The sequence below is a fragment of the Pseudomonas sp. GL_093 genome (assembly GCF_057837605.1).
Genome location: NZ_CM174448.1, coordinates 5,832,760 through 5,847,623, shown reverse-complemented (window position 1 = coordinate 5,847,623; position 14,864 = coordinate 5,832,760). Strand labels below are relative to the sequence as shown.

The 14,864-nt window shown below is 59.6% G+C and carries 14 protein-coding genes; 3 read left to right on the top strand and 11 right to left on the bottom strand.

What is annotated here, in order from left to right; all coding sequences use genetic code 11:
- Window positions 1–56: 56 nt before the first annotated feature.
- Complete coding sequence (locus tag AC3IUE_RS26930) at window positions 57–1,361, bottom strand: IS4 family transposase (RefSeq protein WP_489268870.1); 1,305 nt, start codon at window positions 1,359–1,361, stop codon at window positions 57–59.
- Between the two features lie 561 nt (window positions 1,362–1,922).
- Between AC3IUE_RS26930 and AC3IUE_RS26925 the strand changes: the two genes are divergently transcribed.
- Together AC3IUE_RS26925 and AC3IUE_RS26920 are read left to right on the top strand one after the other, a co-directional pair.
- Window positions 1,923–2,180 (top strand): hypothetical protein, encoded by a 258-nt coding sequence (locus AC3IUE_RS26925; RefSeq protein WP_008147542.1) that lies wholly within the window; start codon window positions 1,923–1,925, stop codon window positions 2,178–2,180.
- Between the two features lie 142 nt (window positions 2,181–2,322).
- Window positions 2,323–3,462 carry a transporter substrate-binding domain-containing protein gene (locus AC3IUE_RS26920; RefSeq protein ID WP_489264265.1) on the top strand — a complete coding sequence of 380 codons (1,140 nt, stop codon included), beginning with the start codon at window positions 2,323–2,325 and terminating at the stop codon, window positions 3,460–3,462.
- A gap of 60 nt (window positions 3,463–3,522) precedes the next feature.
- Here the strand turns inward: AC3IUE_RS26920 and AC3IUE_RS26915 are convergent, their stop codons facing one another.
- The 5 genes from AC3IUE_RS26915 to norR form a co-directional block, all read right to left on the bottom strand.
- Window positions 3,523–4,272 carry a YkgJ family cysteine cluster protein gene (locus AC3IUE_RS26915; RefSeq protein WP_489264264.1) on the bottom strand — a complete coding sequence of 250 codons (750 nt, stop codon included), beginning with the start codon at window positions 4,270–4,272 and terminating at the stop codon, window positions 3,523–3,525.
- 83 nt (window positions 4,273–4,355) lie between these two features.
- Window positions 4,356–4,682, bottom strand: a complete 327-nt coding sequence (locus tag AC3IUE_RS26910; protein WP_489264263.1) for a hypothetical protein — start codon at window positions 4,680–4,682, stop codon at window positions 4,356–4,358.
- A 179-nt stretch (window positions 4,683–4,861) separates the two neighbouring features.
- Window positions 4,862–5,320 carry a GNAT family N-acetyltransferase gene (locus AC3IUE_RS26905; protein WP_489264262.1) on the bottom strand — a complete coding sequence of 153 codons (459 nt, stop codon included), beginning with the start codon at window positions 5,318–5,320 and terminating at the stop codon, window positions 4,862–4,864.
- A gap of 27 nt (window positions 5,321–5,347) precedes the next feature.
- Complete coding sequence (locus AC3IUE_RS26900; protein ID WP_008147551.1) at window positions 5,348–6,250, bottom strand: chemotaxis protein CheV; 903 nt, start codon at window positions 6,248–6,250, stop codon at window positions 5,348–5,350.
- Window positions 6,251–6,377: 127 nt separating this feature from the next.
- The gene (gene norR, locus AC3IUE_RS26895; RefSeq protein WP_489264261.1) at window positions 6,378–7,928 is read right to left on the bottom strand and encodes a nitric oxide reductase transcriptional regulator NorR; all 1,551 of its coding nucleotides are present in this window, start codon (window positions 7,926–7,928) and stop codon (window positions 6,378–6,380) included.
- Window positions 7,929–8,084: 156 nt separating this feature from the next.
- On the opposite strand from norR, the gene hmpA reads away from it, so the two are divergent.
- Complete coding sequence (hmpA, locus tag AC3IUE_RS26890; RefSeq protein WP_046048235.1) at window positions 8,085–9,266, top strand: NO-inducible flavohemoprotein; 1,182 nt, start codon at window positions 8,085–8,087, stop codon at window positions 9,264–9,266.
- Window positions 9,267–9,353: 87 nt separating this feature from the next.
- Here the strand turns inward: hmpA and AC3IUE_RS26885 are convergent, their stop codons facing one another.
- From AC3IUE_RS26885 to AC3IUE_RS26865, 5 genes are all read right to left on the bottom strand, one after another.
- Complete coding sequence (locus tag AC3IUE_RS26885; RefSeq protein ID WP_056743556.1) at window positions 9,354–10,010, bottom strand: helix-turn-helix transcriptional regulator; 657 nt, start codon at window positions 10,008–10,010, stop codon at window positions 9,354–9,356.
- Between the two features lie 92 nt (window positions 10,011–10,102).
- Window positions 10,103–11,230, bottom strand: a complete 1,128-nt coding sequence (locus tag AC3IUE_RS26880; protein WP_489264260.1) for an NAD(P)/FAD-dependent oxidoreductase — start codon at window positions 11,228–11,230, stop codon at window positions 10,103–10,105.
- 175 nt (window positions 11,231–11,405) lie between these two features.
- Entirely contained in the window at window positions 11,406–12,353 is a 948-nt protein-coding gene (locus AC3IUE_RS26875; protein WP_489264259.1) for an ornithine cyclodeaminase family protein, read from the bottom strand.
- A gap of 126 nt (window positions 12,354–12,479) precedes the next feature.
- On the bottom strand, window positions 12,480–13,967 hold the full coding sequence (rhlB, locus tag AC3IUE_RS26870) for an ATP-dependent RNA helicase RhlB (RefSeq protein ID WP_095130527.1): 1,488 nt from the start codon (window positions 13,965–13,967) through the stop codon (window positions 12,480–12,482).
- A gap of 98 nt (window positions 13,968–14,065) precedes the next feature.
- On the bottom strand, window positions 14,066–14,722 hold the full coding sequence (locus AC3IUE_RS26865; RefSeq protein WP_489264258.1) for an alpha/beta hydrolase: 657 nt from the start codon (window positions 14,720–14,722) through the stop codon (window positions 14,066–14,068).
- Window positions 14,723–14,864 lie beyond the last annotated feature (142 nt).

The following is a 14,864-nucleotide window of genomic DNA, read 5'->3' as shown; positions in this document are numbered from 1 at the left end:
CATATCCATTCCTGCGGTAACGGCCACTTAGGGTTTCGCCCTTACGGCCAGCCCTTTCAAGGTGTTTTCCCTTTATGGGCCTTAAGCACCCGATCGGTCGACACATGAGCATTGGCAGCCTTTCCCTCCAGCCATTCCTTGGGCTTGGCGATTTTTGGACCACGTATGCTTTTGGCGACCTGCTTAGGCTTGATATTCCTGGCCAGCGCTAACAGCCGCTTTGCCAGCGTTTCTGAGGTCGATTGAAGTGACAGGTAGTCTGAGGGCAACGCGATCTGCATGCCCTCATAACCGCTACGCACTTGCACCGCCAGATGGAAGGTCGAGGCTTCCCAACCTTCAGGCTGCGTCTCGCAGTGAGCCTGCTCCACACTACGTTTGAGAACCGCCAGAACGTTGTAGGCCAAGATCGCTGAGGCAAAACCCAACAAGGCCGCCCGGGGAGAGCCGAGGCTTTCGATTTCACTGTCCAGCACCGATTCAAGGCGCTGGAACATCCCTTCGATACTCCAGCGACGACGGTATAAGTCGGCGATTTGCTCAGCGCTGATGGTGTCGGGCAAGTTGCTCCAGAACCACATCACGCAGTCGCCTGATTCGGTAGGTGTTTGCAGGCTCAGTTCAACTCGGCGCCAGCGGTAGCCGCCTTTGAGTTCGATAATTTGTTCACGCACTGTTCCGGCGTCGACAGGCATCGCTTCTTGCCAGTCGCTTTCCTGAATCAGCCTTGGATGTTTACTTGGCTGGCGAATAATGAATGAAGCGCTCGCTTCCTCGCAGGCCTGCATGACGGGCAGCGTGCAATAAAGCCGATCGGCCATCCACAGCTGTCCTGCACTGGCGCAGGCTAACAACGGCAGCACGCTGACGCGCTCACTGGCGTAGGCATCCTCGCAAGGCTGCAAGTCAACGATCTGATCCAGGTCAGGATCGTAAACCACTACCGAAAACCCCGGCCGAGCCGCGCCTCGTTCACGCCGCAAAGCCCCCAAGCGTTTTTCGGTAGACGGCAGGTGATTGCCGTCAACGATGCGCAGCTGCCAGCCGGGCAAAATGGCTGAACAGCCCAACTCTTTTATCGTCGGAGCCAAGCGCTCTGCGCTGCCGGTGACCAAGGCTCGCAGCAATGCCGGTTCTGTGCGGCTGACCTTGTCATAGAGCGCCGCCAAGGTAACCGGTAGAGCATCCATCTGGCGCGCAGCGGCATGTAAGGAAGGCCGTAGGCCCAATGAAACAAGGGACATCAGCTCAACGATGGTCGAAAACAAAAGCTCACGCGGGTACTGGCGTTGACGATGCTCTTCAAACACCTGATCAACCCACTCAGCAGGAATGGCATGCTCCAGTGCCAACTTGACCATGACACTGGCCGGTGCCTTTTTTTCAAACCGCGCTAGAACTTCTGCCCACATCGTTTTCGTCACCCTGACTGGAGTTTTGGGGGATTTTAAACGAAGACCTTGAAAGGGCTGGCCCTTACGGCGACTCACTTTTTTTACAAGCCGGTACGTGTCAAGGTACCTGTCGCCTAGGCTCGGCGTTCCTTCGCTCCGGCATTCATCTGGGGGCATCGCCTCCGGTCGGCTTCGCTTCGACCTCCTCTCGATGTATTCGACTTCGTCGAACGGCGCTGCGCGCCTCCCCCCCAGATGCACGCCTCCACTCAGCCTCCCGATGGGGCGGGTGGATCAAGATCACAAGCTGCAGGCGAGCTAACGCTCGGCCTGTTGAGTGGTGAGGAGCGAAAGGCGAACACCGATCCCCTGTGGGAGCGAGCTTGCTCGCGAAGGCGTCAGGTCGTTCAACACAAAACCCGACGGACTCGCTTACGGCTTGAAGCTTGCGGCTCCCGACACAGGTATACTGCCGCCTTTCGCGGCTCGCTGACCGGGCCCGACTCTATTGCATCACCCGGAGCTTTCATGACTTCCCCGACACAACCGCCGGTTGCCGACGCTTTGAGCGACGACCAGGCAGACCTGCCAGACAGCGTCGACTCCAGCGCAGACAGCGAAACCAAAGCCGAGATCCCGGCGTTCAAGTTCCCGTTCAAGCCGGGCGACCTGGCCGCAGCGAAGAACGCCAGTCAGCCTTGGTACAAGAATGGCGCCAAGAATGGCCACACCAAGACGCCGGGGGCGGCGCCTCCTGGTACTCGTCGCTCCATGGGTAAACGCTGACTGTCAGGCGTTTTGTTGACCGGTAATTGTTCCTCCTGTCATTGAGACAGTTCCCACAAGGATGAGCGATTCGTCCTCTGGGAAAGTCGGTGGCCACTCGTCGAAGATTCATGCCCCTGAATTTTTGATGAAGGCCGCCGAAATGTCCCTGGTAAAAACCCTCTCTCTACTGTCGCTGGTGGCCCTGACCACTGGCTGCATGTCGCCTGCGTCCGATCCACAGATCCGTTTCGGTGTCGAAGCGCTGGTTCCGCCGTTCGAGAGCCGTAACGACAAGGGGGAGCTGGTCGGACTGAACGTCGAGTTGGGCAATGCACTGTGTGCCGAACTCAAATCCCGCTGTGCCTGGGTTGATCAGGATTACGCGACCAACATTCATGCCCTTGAAGCCAACCGTTTCGACGTGATCATGCCGATGACGGCAACATCGGCGCGTCGAGAGCGGGTCGATTTCACCGATAATCTTTACCCTCTGAGCAGCCGTCTGGTGGCGCGTAAAGGGGCGAATCTTCAGCCGGATGTGCAATCGCTCAAGGGCAAGCGTGTCGGCGTCCTGACAGGCACCAGCCGCGAAGCGTTCGCCAAGTCCCGTTGGGCCCCGGCCGGAGTGACGATTCGCAGTTTCGCTCTCAACAATCAATTGGTCGACAGCCTGCTGGCGGGTGAGCTCGACGCGACCCTGCAAGACTCCATTGAAATTACCCAAGCGTTATTAAGCCTGCCCCAAGGGCAAGCTTTCGAGTTTGCCGGTGCCCCTCTCAAGGACTCAATGCTGGGCAGTGGCGTGGCCATGGCAGTGCGAAAAACCGACACCCTGCTGCGCGATAACCTGAATGCGGCGCTTGAGCGTCTAAAGCAAAATGGCCAGTACCAGGCGATTACCCAGCGTTATTTGCCACCCGCAGCACCAGACTCACCACGCTACTTTCCGAATGAGGAAGGTCTGCCATTCTCCGATGCGGTGCAGGTCGGTCAGACCCTTTACTTTTCCGGCATGCTCGGCCTCGGGGCTGATGGCGAACTGGTGAAGGGCGGCATCGGCCCGCAGACGACCCAGGCCATGGAGAACTTGCGTACCGCGCTGCAACGCAACGGTTCGTCCCTGGCTCAAGTGGCCAAATGCACGGTCATCCTTGCCGATATAAGGGATTTTTCCGTCATGAGTGCTGTGTATCGCAGTTTCTTTCCGGCGGATCGTTTGCCCGCACGTACGACGTTTGCTGGCAAGTTGGTCGAGAACGCGCGGGTAGAAGTGGAATGTCTGGCGGTGACGGCCAGCTAACTCTTTTGACGACGAGCCACTGCGCAACGGGATTGCGCAGTGGTTCCGACGTCTTGCGTCTTAGGCGGCCCGCAACGAAATAAACGCGTAATTCTCGGGAGCATCAGTCGCTACGTGCGCCCCGGCCGCCTGCACTTGCCCGGCAATGTCCTCGCCCGACACATGAAACAACCAGTCAGCGCCTGACTCAGCCAATGGCTGCGCCGCAACCTGATTGATGACCCTCGCAAACGCTGTCATGTCCGGCAGATAAGCGGTAAACCCATCACCCTTCAACGCTGTCGTCCGAATCCCCAACAACGCGCAAATCGCCTCCTTGGTCCGAATGTCATCGCGATCCGCCTGACGGGAGCGCTGGATTAATCGGACCAGTTCCTGATCCACCAATTCACCACCCACAATCAGAACCGGTCCCTTTTCCCACGACTCGGGAGGACATTCCTTCACGGCAATGTTCAAGGGGATGTGCGGATTGATTTCCATCGGGTAGATGCGGCACACCAGCGGCCGGCGTTCGTAGATGCGGCAGAGGTTGTCTTCGTCAAGATTCCGGCAAGGACCGACGTTGTAGGCGGCAAAAGTGATGGCTATGTACGCCTCGGACGCGCCGCTTCGAACCCTCACCGAGCGGCGTTCGGCGTGTTCGCGTTGTTGTACCGGCAAGCCCAGGCCATTACCCAGGAAACCTTCCACCAGCACGATCACCTGACCGCCATCGGCCGCCCACATCCGGGCTTCGGGCAGGGTCAGGGGCACGTGGTGGTCGTTGCAGCATTTGCCACAGCCTACGCAGGAAAACGTCGTATTCATTGAACGGCCAGTCGCATAAAAAGACATGAAACGGCGACAGAATGCCGCCGCAAAGGCCGCTAACGAAGCAAGTTATGCGCCAGTCACTGCGCTTTGGTGGTGGGGCGGATGGAGTCCCATTCGGTGACGTAAGCGGTTTTGCTTTTCTTGTTGTAGAGACACAGTTCGGTGCCTTGCTGGCCTTTCATGTGTTTTTGCGGGTATTGGCCTTGCAACAGCAGTGCGGTGTAGCCAACCCGGTCATCGAACTGCGCGGCGTTGCCCACGGGTTTGGCATTCGTCAAACCGCTGGCCTTGGTGCAACTGGCGAGCACGGCTTTGTCGTAAGCGGCCCAGGCGTCGAGGCTGGAGGCGTGGGTCTGGGTGGCGAGGGCGGCGAGGCAGAGGAGGGTCAGGCTTGCTGCTTTCATGGGGGCGGGCATCCTTGGGGGTGTTTTGGCCAAGGTTGGAGTATGCCTGATGGTTTCAGGTTGAATGTGTCGGCCCCTTCGCGAGCAGGCTCGCTCCCACCTTTGCTCTGCATAGGACACAGATTTTGTGTACGACGCAGATCCATTGTGGGAGCGAGCCTGCTTACGAAGGCGGTGTGTCAGGCCGGAACCGGTTCCCGGCGGATCACACGCATTCCGGCGTTTTCATACAAACGCTGCGCCCGAAGGTTGTCTTCCAGCACCTTCAAATCCACAAAACCTTCGCGTCGTTGCTGAAATACCTTGAAAGCATGTAGCAGCAACGCGCGTCCTAATCCTTGCCCCTGAGCCCGTGGATGCACCACCAGGTTTTTGATATAGGCGCTGGTCCAGCACTGGCACACGCCGACGATACCTTCGGCATCCAGAGCGATAAAGCACAGGCTCGGATCATATTCAGGATCGGTTTCAAAACGCTGTTGCCAGACGTCGAGTGCCGGCACGCGACCGCCACCTTGCTGATAGCCCAGTTCCATCAAACGATGAACGGCTTCTGCCAGTTCGGGGCGGTAGTCGCTGAGGACGATTCCCTGAGGCCAAACAATCGCAGGCACAACTTCAGCGAGGTTGCGCCGCATCAGAAAGCAGAAGTCCTTGCTCAAGCCTCAATGACCTTGTTCAGCGACAGCCTTGGCTGCTTCGATCAGGCACTTGGTCAGTTCTGGCGAGGAGAACTTGGTCAGCACCGCGTTCGCCCCGGCAAGACGGGCCTTTTCGCTGTTCATCGCGCTGTCCAAAGAAGTGTGGAGCAACACATAGAGGTGCGAGAAGTCCGGGGTTTCGCGCAAGGTGCGGGTGAAGGCGTAGCCGTCCATCTCCGACATTTCGATGTCCGAGACGATCAGGTTGATCTGCTGGGCCGTGCCTTGCAGGTCCAACAGGCAGTCAATGGCTTCCTTGGCGCTGCGGGCGGTGTGGCATTGCAGGCCGAGGTTGCGCAGGGTGTGCACCGATTGCTGCAACGCCACCTGGCTGTCATCGACCACCAGAATCCGTGCGTTGCCGAGTACTTCGGCGTCTTCCATGCTCAGTTCGGTCGGGGCCGTTTCGATCTGCGCCGGGGCGATGCCATGGATCACTTTTTCGATGTCCAGCACCTGTACCAACGTACCGTCGACCGAGGTCACGCCAGTGATGTACGAGCGCACGCCGCCAGAGCCAAAGGGCGGCGGACGGATGTCGGTGGTCAGGCAGTGGACGATCTTGCTCACGGCTTGAACGTGCAAACCCTGCTTGGAGCGGCTGACATCGGTGACGATCAGGCAGCCACCGTTCGGGTCTTCCAGCGGCCGTTCGCCGATGGCGCGGCTGAGGTCGATCACCGACAACGAGGCTCCGCGCAGAGTGGCGATGCCTTTGACGTGGGGATGCGACTCCGGCAGCTTGGTCAGCGGCGGGCAGGGAATGATTTCACTGACTTTCAGCAGGTTGATCGCCATCAGCTTGCCGCTGCGCAAGGTAAACAGCAGAAGCGAAAGTGAATCTGCGCGGGCTTTGTTTGAAGACATAAAAACCTTCTGTGGAAAAAGGTGATGGGCGATCGTGAGTATCGCCAACAGCTATCGATGCCGGGTTATCGACTTGTTGCGGGCAGGCTTTAACAATTCAGGTGAATGGTATGACGCCATGGGGCCCTCACTTCATGCCCAGGCGTTTGGCCATCCTTCCAAGATTCGCCCGATCCAAGCCTAGCTCACGCGCCGCACTCGCCCAATTGTTATGGTGCCGTTCCAGACAGGCGTCGATCAGTCGACGCTGATAATCCTCGGTCGCCGCCCGCAAGTCTCCCGAGACCAAAGCCGCAGGGCTGACAGGGGCTGGCTCGGTTGCAAGCTCAACGCCGCCAGTGGGCAAATCCAGATCCGCCGCGCTCAAACTCAGAATCTTCGGTCGCTCCTTGCAATTACCCAACGCCTTCAAGGCACTGCGGCCAATCAAGTGCTCCAGCTCCCGCACATTGCCCGGCCAGGCATACGCCAGCAATGCAGCTTGGGCATCGCTGTTCAGGCGCAGGCTGTTGAGGCCCATGCGAGAGCGGTTTTGCTCCAGAAAATAGCCGCTGAGCAGCAGCACATCTCGCCCACGATCACGCAGTGCTGGCACCAGCAACGGATAAACGCTCAGGCGGTGATAGAAGTCGGCACGGTAGCGGCCGCTGCGCACTTCCTCGGCCAGGTCGCGGTTGGTCGCGGCGATCAGTCGTACGTCGACCAGATGCTCTTTATCCGAGCCCAATCGCTGCAGCTGACCGCTTTGCAGGACTCGCAGCAATTTGGCCTGGACGGTCAGGGACAGCTCACCGACTTCATCGAGAAACAGCGTGCCGCCATTGGCCAGTTCAAACTTGCCGCGCCGATCGTTCATCGCGCCGGTGAAGGCGCCGCGGACGTGGCCGAACAGTTCGCTCTCCACCAGTGTGTCTGGTAGCGCGGCGCAGTTGAGGCTGATGATCGGCTTGTCGGCCCGAGGCGATGCGGCGTGGATGGCTTGGGCGACCAGTTCCTTGCCGACCCCGGTTTCGCCGGTGATCAGCACGGTCAGATCGCTGCCTCCCACCAGATTGATTTCTTCCACCAGCCGTTTGTGGGCCTTGCTCTGGCCAATCATCTCGCGGTTCTGCTGGCCGCTGGCTTGTCGGTAAACCTCGGCACGCTGATGCTCGTCTTCGACACGATTGGCCAGCCGTTCGATGCGCTCGGCGGCGTTGACCGTGGCGGCGGCGAGGCTGGCGAAGGCTTCCAGGGCGTCCAGTTCGATCGGTTCGAAGCGCTCTGGATCGAGTGCGTCGAGGGTCAGCAAACCCCACGGACGTTCGTCGATAAACAGCGGGCAACCCATGCAGTCGTGGACTTCCAGATGATCATCGAGGCCATCGATCAGTCCGTCGTAAGGGTCGGGCAAGTCGCTGTCGGCGGCGAAACGGGTCGGGCCGTGGCTGCTGAGCAGCGCTTCGAAACGCGGGTGTTCGCTGACTTTGAAGCGTCGGCCGAGGGTGTCGGTGCTCAACCCGTCGACGGCCAGTGGCACCAGCCATTCGCCATCGAGGCGCAGCAGTGCGGCAGCATCGCAGGGGAGCAGGGCGCGCATGGCTTCGAGCAAGCGCCGATAACGCTCGCCTTCGGGGAGTTCGCGGGACAGGTCGGCGACCAGTGGCAGCAGGGTGGTGAGCAAGGCTTTTGCAGTCATAGTGACTCCATGTAGTCGGTATGACTATAAGTCAGGGTGTGTCGATATGACTATAAAGAATTTAACTGATTGATTTATAACGTTTTATTTTCTGGCACGGAAACTGATAAGTACAAGGCAATCAGTTAGCAATCCAAGTAGTTCAGGAGTCGCCTTATGCTTAGCGTTCAAGACCGTGCAATCGTCAAATCCACCGTGCCCTTGCTGGAAAGCGGTGGCGAAGCATTGATCACTCATTTCTACCGCATGATGCTATCCGAGTACCCGGAAGTTCGCCCGCTGTTCAACCAGGCCCACCAGGCCAGCGGTGATCAGCCGCGCGCTTTGGCCAACGGTGTCTTGATGTATGCGCGGCACATCGACCAACTCGACCAGTTGGGCGACCTGGTGGCCAAGATCATCAACAAGCACGTGGCCCTGCAAATTCTCCCGGAACATTACCCGATTGTCGGCGCCTGCCTGCTGCGAGCCATCTCCGAAGTGCTGGGCGACGAGATTGCCACACCTGAAGTGATGGCCGCCTGGGGGGCTGCCTACGGTCAATTGGCCGACATCCTGATCGGCGCCGAAACCAGCATCTACGACCAGAAGGAGCAGGCACCGGGCGGCTGGCGCGGAGCGCGGGAATTCATCGTGGTGGCCAAGGTCGAGGAGAGTGCGGAAATCATCTCGTTCTACTTCGAACCGGCGGACAAAGGCCCGATTCTGGCGGCAGAACCCGGCCAGTACATCGGCATGAAACTGATTCTTGATGGCGAAGAGATTCGTCGTAACTATTCACTGTCGGCCTTGGCCAACAAGGGCCAGTACCGGATCAGCGTTAAACGTGAAACCGGTGGCCGCGCCTCCAACCATCTTCATGATCAATTGCATGTGGGCTCCAGCATCCAGCTGTTCCCGCCATCGGGCGAGTTCACCCTGACCGACAGCGACAAACCGTTGGTGCTGATCAGCGGCGGCGTTGGCATCACGCCGACACTGGCGATGCTCGAAGCGGCGCTGGCGACCGAACGGCCGGTGCACTTTATCCACTGCGCGCGTAACGGTAGCGTTCATGCTTTCCGCGACTGGATCGATGGCTTGGCCGAGCGTCATCCGCAACTCAAACGCTTCTATTGCTACGACGAAGATGATGGCGTGAGCCCGGCGGCGCACAAGGTTGGCCTGTTGAGCCAGGAGCAACTGGGCGAGTGGTTGCCGCAGCAGCGTGACCTGGACGCTTACTTCCTCGGACCTAAAGGCTTCATGGCAGCGGTCAAGCGCCACCTGAAAGCGCTGGGTGTACCGGAGAAGCAAAGCCGTTACGAATTCTTCGGGCCGGCTTCGGCATTGGAATAGTACGCAAAACCTGTAGGAACCAGGCTTGCCGGCGAAGGCGTATTCAAGATCGCCTTCGCCGGCAAGCCTGGCTCCTACAAATACGTATCAGCCCTTCAGTTCCTTCAGATGTTTGTACACCGTTGCCCGCCCCATATTCAGCACGTTCGCCACATAGTTGGAGGCGCTTTTACCTTTGAAGGCGCCTTCGGCGTGCAGTGCCAGCACCAGTTCGCGTTTATGGTCACGGGTCAGCAGGTTCAGGCTCAGCTGACGCTCGCGCAGCCAGGCGTGGAGGAAAGTGTTGATCCGCTCCTGCCAGTCATCGCGAAACAGCGAGTCCGGTTGCGGAATCAACTTGCTCGGTGACAGGAACAGATCCAGAGCGGCTTTGGCATTTTCGAATAACGAAATATTCAGATTAATGCACAGCACCGCCAGCGGATGACCTTCGCTGTCGCGCAGCACACTGCTCAGGCTGCGAATCTTCTGGCCATCCCAATTGAGCTTTTCGTACGGCCCGATGTTTCGTTCGCTGATCTCTTCGCTGAGCATGTCCTCCAGTGCCGAGTCGTCACCGATTTCCCGTTTGGACAGGTTGTTGGCGATGTAGTCGACCTTCTGTGTGCGTAGATCGTGCAGCACCACCTCGGCGTGAGGAAAGAACAGCGTGGCGATGGCGTCGGCGATCGCGCGGAAGTTGTCCAGCGGCGAGCTCTTCAATACAGAGTCATCACCGGCTGGTTCTTGTTCTTGGGCGTTCATAAAGTGGAGCTCCAGACAGCATCAGCGCCCCGTCAAAAAAGGGCGCTGGAAGTTTGCCGTAATCGTGTCGACACGTCACCTGCGTCCGAAAGTCAGCCCAGTCGCGACGGGGAGAGCATCTGGGTGTTCAGACCGAAGCGAGTCAGTGGCTCGGGCAAGGCTTCACCGCGTACCAGTGCAGCGCTGGCCTGGCCCATGGCCGGCGAGGTCTGGATGCCATAACCGCCTTGTGCCGCAACCCAGAATAACCCCGGCACCTGCGGATCGAAACCGGACAGCAAATCACCGTCGCTCACGAAACTGCGCAAGCCGGCCCAGGTGCGGGTCGGACGGCGGATGGTCAGGGTGGTGGCTTCTTCGATCTGGTAGATGCCCATTGCGATGTCCAACTCTTCGGGCTGCACGTCGTGCGGTTCCACCGGGTCGGCGTTGGCTGGCGAGCCGAGGAACATTCCGGCGTCGGGCTTCATGTAGAAGGATTCATCGAGGCTGACCAGCATTGGCCAGTGGTGGATGTCCACGCCCTCGGGGCCGGCGAAGATGAACGCCGCACGGCGCTTGGGTTGCAGGCCCAGTGGTTTGGCACCGGCGAGCTCACCGATTTTGTCGGCCCAGGCGCCTGCCGCGTTGATGATGATCGGGGCGCTGAAGGTCTGACCGCTGGTTTGCACGTGCCACACACCTTCGGCGTCACGGGACAGGCTCAGGACTTCGCTGTCGGTATGAACTTCGCCCTTGTTGCGTCGGATACCGCGCAGGTAGCCCTGGTGCAAGGCATCGGTGTCGATGTCGCTGGCAGTCGGGTCGTAAATCGCACCATGGACTTTTTCCCGGCGCAGGATCGGCAGGCGCACGCAGGCCTCCTCGGCGCTGAGCAGCTGCATCTCCGGCACCGTGGCTTTGGCGCTCAGGTATTGATTGTTCAGTTCGGCCGGGTCACCGGTGAAGTCCACGGTCATCTCGCCACGCGGGGTCAGCAGCGGGTGTTCGCAGAAACCGGCCGGCGGCGCGTCGAAGAAATCACGGCTGGCCTGGGTCAGCGCCCGAACTTGAGGCGTGCCGTAGGCGGCGGTAAACAGTGCGGCTGAACGTCCGGTGGAGTGGTAAGCCGGATGGGACTCGCGTTCGAGCACGATCACTCGGGCGTGCTGCGACAACCAGAAACCGGTGGAAGCACCGGCAATCCCGCCGCCGATGATGATGAAATCTGCCTGGCTCATGAACGTCTCCTGTCGAGCGCAAATGCTATTGATATCGATACCCCCTGTGGGAGCGAGCTTGCTCCGGGCGGCGTTCCGACGATGGCGGTTGATCATTCAACATTGATGTCGACTGAACCAACGCAATCGTCGGAACGCCGCCCGGAGCAAGCTCGCTCCCACAGGGTTTGTGGTGTTAGCGCTGTAGGCGGTAGATGGCATTGGCCAGCGCGATGTCTTCCAGGCCCAGGCCAATGGAGCGGAAGAACACATGACGGTCGTAGTCGGGGCGCTGGACTTTTTCGCTGAGCAGATCGGGCAGGTCGCCGACAATTGCGCCCTTGTCCCAGCCATGTTGTTCGCCGGCAATCAGCATCTCGCCGGCCGAGCCCGGGGTGGTCAGACGATAATCGCAGAACACTTGCATGTCATTGAGGCTCTGCGGCGGCACTTCGTGGGCCCGCGGTGCGTTGGTGCTGATGGAGGTGATCAGCGCCGGTTTACTCAAGCTTGAAGGGTCGATCACCGGGCCAGCGGACGAGGTGCAGAGCATGATCACGTCGGCGTCTTGAACGGCCGCTTCACGACTGTCGACGATAGTCAGCCGAGGATCGAGACTTTGGAGCTGTGCCAATACATCGGGATTCTTGTCGCTCAGGCTCGGCGAGTAGAGGCTGATGCTCTGCCAGTCGCGCAGACCTTTGACGTAATGCAGGTGCGCCTGGGCGACCTTGCCGCTGCCGATGATCGCCAGACGTTGGGCCTTCAGCGGGGCGAGGGCGTCGACCGCCACGGCGGTTGTTGCGGCGGTGCGTGCCGTGGTCAGTTCTCCGGCATCGCAGAGCAACAGCGGCTGGCCGGTCTGCATCGACATCAGCAGCGTCCAGGCGGTCACCAGCGGGCCTTGTTCACGCACGATGTATGGCGAAGTCTTGACCCCGTAAACGCCGTCTTCGGCCAGCACGCCCAGGTAGTTGATGAAGTCGCCAGCACCCTGCGGGAACTCCACCAGTTGCTGTGCCGGTTGCACGGCTTGCCCGGCGGCCAGGTCGCGGAACAGTTTGCGCAGGATCTGCGGCACGTCGACCTGCGCCAGCAGCTCACGAGCCTGAGGTTGGGTGATCACATAAGGCGTACTGGTCATGGTCGGCTCCGGGAGCTGGAAGTAAACTAATTTGTCCATTATGGACTTTTAGTTGTCTTGATCAATGTCCGGACGAAAAAAAAGCGCAGTCCGTTTCCGGCTGCGCCTCTTTTAATGCGACCCGCGTTACGGGCGCTTGCGCTCAACCGCCCGCAGCAGATGCGTCGGTGGCGTTTCGCAGCTGATCTTGCGACCCAACAGCGCCTCGATGGACGGTAGCTGGTAGGAGTCGTCTTCACCGGCAAAACTGATGGACACGCCATCGGCGCCGGCACGACCGGTACGACCGATGCGGTGCACGTAGTCGTCCGGGACTTCCGGCAAGGTGAAGTTGATCACGTGGCTGATGCCGTCGATGTGGATGCCGCGACCGGCAACATCGGTGGCGACCAGGACGCGGATCTTGCCTTCGCGGAAACCTTCCAGGGTCTTGATGCGCTTGTGCTGCGGCACGTCGCCGGACAGCTGCGCGGCGTTGACGCCGTCACGCACCAGACGCTCTTCGATGCGTCGCACTTCATCCTTGCGGTTGGCGAACACCATCACCCGCTCCCAACCGTTGTCGTTGACCAGGTTGTAGAGCAGTTTGTATTTGTCGGCACCGGCCACGGCGTAGATGTGCTGCTCGACGTTTTCGCTGGCCACGTTCTGCGACTCGATCTCGACGATCGACGGGTCGGTGGTCCATTGCTTGGCCAGGTTCATCACGTCTTCGGTGAAGGTCGCGGAGAACAGCAGCGTCTGACGCTCGTTCTTCGGCGGGGTCTGGCGAATGATCTGACGCACTTGTGGGATGAAACCCATGTCGAGCATCCGGTCGGCTTCGTCCAGGACCATGACTTCGACCATGTCCAGGTGCACGTCGCCGCGCTGGTTGAAGTCCAGCAGACGACCCGGCGTGGCCACGAGGATGTCGCAGTGACGGGCTTCGAGGTGCTTGAGCTGCTTGTCGAAGTCCATGCCGCCGACAAACGTCATGACGTTGAGGCCGGTGTACTTGGTCAGGTCGGCCGCGTCCTTGGCGATCTGCACCACCAGTTCACGGGTCGGTGCAATGATCAGCGCCCGCGGCTCGCCCATATAGCGCTCTTTCGGCGGCGGAGTTTCCAGCAACTGGGTGATGATCGAAATCAGGAACGCTGCGGTTTTGCCGGTGCCGGTCTGGGCGCGACCGATGGCGTCTTTGCCGGCCAGGGTGAAGCCGAGGACTTGTGCCTGGATCGGCGTGCAATACGGGAAGCCCAGGTCCTGGATGGCGTGCATCAGTTCGGGGGCGAGTTTGAAATCGTGGAATCGGGTTTTGCCTTCCTGGGGTTCGACGGCGAAGTCTTCGAGTTTCCAGGGAATAACCGGTGCTTTTGGCTTGGGTTCGCGACGCGGTCGGGCAGGTTTCGCAGCTTCGCTGCTCGGTTCTTCAGAGGCTTGAGCCTCAACGGGTTGGACGGCCGGTGTGGTCATCGGCTCGTGCTTCGGTACCGCTACGGTTGCGGTCCGGCCAGACTGATTACCGTCGGTGCGGTGGCTGGGATGGTGAGACGGAGCGCTGGAGACTGGCGCGAGCTGCTCAGTCTCGCTTTTACCGAACATTTTCTTGAGTGCTTTGAGCACGGTCATCTCATCAATTGGTTAAGGAATATACGCCGGCCAGTGTAATGCAAGAATCGGGCGCGGCGTAGTGGGATGGATCAATGGGCTGCTTTTCACATAAACCGTTAACGCAAGCGCTCGGCGAGCCAGACACCAATGTCGCGAATCTCTTCGGGTAACACTTCGTGACCCATTGGGTATTCCTGCCATGTCACGGTGACACCATGCTGCTTTAAATACTCGTAGGCGGTGCGGCCCATGGAGTTTTGAACGACGTCATCGTACTGGCCGTGTAAAGACAGCACGGGAATGCGCTGCTGGCTGGCGGAAAGCTCCAGTTCATCGCTGAAGGTCGGTGCATAGGTCGAGAGGGCAAGTACGCCACCCAGTGCCCCCTGCCATTTCAGAAACGCGGTGTGTAACGCCACCGCGCCACCTTGGGAAAACCCTGCCAGGAATATCCGCGAGGCGTCTATTCCGATGGCGCGCTCCACTTCGATCAAATTGACGATCCTCTGCGCCGACTCTTCCAGCTGCTCGCGGTTGATCGCGCGCGCGGGGCTCATGGCCAATATGTCGTACCAGCTCGGCATCTCGTAACCACCATTGATGGTCACGGCGCAGGTCGGTGCCTGAGGGAGAACGAAGCGGGTGGTCAGCAGGGTTTCCTGCAACGCCTCGGCCACCGGCAAGAAGTCGTAGCGATCGGCGCCCAGGCCGTGCAGCCAGATAACGCAGGCGTCTGCGGGCTTGACGGGCTGAAGAATCAAGGGCTCGGTCATGGTTGCTCCAATGTTGTGCAGACGCTCTCATTGGGTGCGAGGCCCGAGTGCACGTCTGGTTGATCAGTTAATAAGATGTCGCAAGGCTACAAGTTTTGCTATTGACCTGTCGCTAAATCGCTTCAGCGAGCGGTCTGGTACG